2 protein-coding genes are annotated in these 2,648 nt (G+C 61.6%); both read left to right on the top strand.

Translation table 11 applies throughout. The features are described 5' to 3' along the window. Positions 1–142 precede the first annotated feature (142 nt). Positions 143–1,468: a TolC family protein gene (locus DBR23_RS04820; protein WP_024537625.1), complete on the top strand. Its 1,326-nt coding sequence runs from the start codon at positions 143–145 to the stop codon at positions 1,466–1,468. After that, positions 1,465–2,648: efflux RND transporter periplasmic adaptor subunit (locus tag DBR23_RS04815; protein ID WP_233250274.1), on the top strand; the 1,184-nt coding region annotated here is incomplete at its 3' end. The genes DBR23_RS04820 and DBR23_RS04815, both read left to right, overlap by 4 nt.

Raw genomic sequence — 2,648 nt, 5'->3', positions numbered from 1 at the left:
TTCGTCCTCACCCCTGCCGTCGCGCATGGCGCGCTACGGTATCCAGCCGGCTTCGCGCGGCTGATGTGATGACGTTGCTGGCGATCATCTGGATCGCCCCCCCGCCGATTCCCTTGTGTATTTCAAATCACTGGAGAATCGGATGCTGAAGGATATTCACAATTACAACGCGAGGGCGGTTGCGGCAGGCTTGCTCCTTGCGCTCATGACGGGGACGGCTTTCGCTCAGTTATTGCCGACGGCACCAGCTCTTGGGCAGAGCGCCAACGGCGTAGAGCAGATTGAAGCAGCAACGCCCCTGACTCTGCAAAAGGCCGTCGCGCTGGCTTTGGAGGCGAATCTTGACCTAACTGTCGCCCAACGGGAAATCGAGGCGGTGGAGGGCCAGGTAATTCAGGGACGAGTACGTCCTAATCCCGAGCTGGCGTACTCGCTCGAAGACCAACGCACGCCAACCCGCACGCAAAGCGTCCAGATCAATCTGCCCATCGAGCTGGGGGGCAAGCGCGCTGCCCGCATTGCCGCGGCAGAGCGAGGGCGTGACGTCGCAGTTGAAGAACTGAACACGCGGCGCGTTGAAATTCGCGCCGCTGTGGTTGCCGCCTTCTTTGAGGCGCTGGCCGCCCAGGATCGCACGGCCTTGGCCCAGGACAGCGTTGACCTGGCCAGGCAAGCGACGGATGCCGTTGCCAAGCGCGTGACGGCGGGCAAGGTGTCCCCGGTCGAAGAAACCAAGGCTCGGGTGGCCGAGGCCGGCGTGCGGGTTGAACTGGCACAGGCGCAGAGCGAACAACGCAGTGCCCGCGCGCGGCTGGCCAGTTTGCTCGGGGCCAACCCGCCGCGTTTCACCCAGGTAGCGGGCAGCGTGGACGATCTTCCCAACGTCCCTTCGCTGGATGACATCCAGCAGCGCTTGTCGGCCTCATCGGCATTGCGCCGGGCGCAGTTGGAGATCGAACGCCGTCGGTCGCTGGCCGACGTGGAGCGCAGCAAGCAGACGCCCGATGTCACGGTCAGCCTGGGCGTGAAGCGTCCGAACGAGTTAGCGCGCAATCAGTTAATGCTCGGCATTTCCGTGCCGCTGCCTTTGTTCGACCGCAATCAGGGCAATCTGTTGGAAGCGTTGAAGCGTGAAGACAAGGCGAGGGATGAACTCCAGGCGTTGAATCTGCGCCTCAACACAGAGCTGTTGCAAGCCCGCGAGCGGCTGGCGTCGGTTCGCGGCGAGATCGACATATTGCAGCGAGAGGTGCTGCCAGGGGCCAAGAGCGCCTATGACGCGGCCACCGTGGGCTTTGGTTACGGCAAGTTCAACTACCTGGAAGTGCTGGACGCGCAACGCACCTACTTTGCCGCCAAGTCCCAGTACCTCAAGGCGCTCGCCGATGCGCACCGCGCGGCGGCGGACATGGATCGCGTGATCGGCGCATCCGAATCCACGACCACCCTGCCTGCAAACAAGGAATGAACATGAAACCCGAAACGAACAAACTGAACGTCGGCAAGAAGCAGTGGTTTGCCATCGCCGTGATCGCCGCAGTGGGCATAGGACTGGGCAGCGCCATTCTCGGCGGCAAGACGGATAAGAGCGCCGAGGGCGAGGGTCACGGCAGCCACGTTGAAGCCAAGGCCCACAGTGATGGTGAGCATCACGACAAGGCAAGTGGTGACCAGCACGACCACGACAAGGGCCATGCGGACGGTGAGCACCACGAAGGGCCGAGCAAGGGGGTGCATGGCGGCAAACTGTTCAATGAAGGGGATTTCGGATTGGAGGCGTTGCTCGCGGAGGAAGGCGGTGAGCCTCGTTTGCGAATCTGGCTCTATGACAAGGGCAAACCACTTGCCAGCAACACTGCAAAGGTCAGCGCCACCGTCACGCGCTTGACCGGCGAGAAGCAGGCGCTCAACTTCGCGCCTGACAAGGACAGCCTGCTGAGCCGCGAGGTCGTGCCGGAGCCGCACGCGTTCGAGATCAGCATCGTTGCCCAGACAGCCAACGAACCCTTCATGTTCGTCCTCAACCAAGAGGAGGGGAAAGTCGAACTCAGTGATGCACAAATCAAAGCGGCATCCATTAGCATCGACACGGCTGGCGCGGCACGAATCAAGTCAGCCTTGCAATTGCCCGGGGAAATTCGCTTGAACGAAGACCGGACTTCGCACGTTGTCCCACGCATTGCAGGAGTGGTCGAGAGCGTTCAGGCCAGTCTGGGTCAAGCAGTCAAGAAGGGACAGGTTCTCGCAGTCATTGCCAGCCCGGCTGCGTCTGAGCAGCGCAGCGAGTTGCAGACAGCACAAAAGCGTCTGGCCTTGGCCAAGACCACGTTCGAGCGTGAAAAGCGGCTCTGGGAGCAGAAAATTTCCGCCGAGCAGGACTACCTACAAGCAGGGCAGGCGTTAAACGAGGCGCAAGTCGCTGTGGCCAATGCTCAGCAGAAGCTGTCGGCCTTGGGGTTGAGCGCGGGATCTTCGGGAGGGCTGAATCGCTTTGAGTTGCGCGCCCCGTTCGATGGCCTGGTGATTGAAAAGCATCTCAGCCTGGGTGAGGCCGTCAAGGAAGACGCCGCCGTGTTCACCGTGTCCGATCTGGGACAGGTCTGGGCTGAAATCAACATACCTGCCAAGGACTTGCCACTGGTCAGGGT

Origin of the sequence: Acidovorax sp. HMWF018, assembly GCF_003061035.1 — a bacterium.
Taxonomy (GTDB): domain Bacteria; phylum Pseudomonadota; class Gammaproteobacteria; order Burkholderiales; family Burkholderiaceae_C; genus Acidovorax; species Acidovorax delafieldii.
Note: the sequence above shows the minus strand (reverse complement) of the source record. Positions and strands in the feature narration are given on the sequence as shown.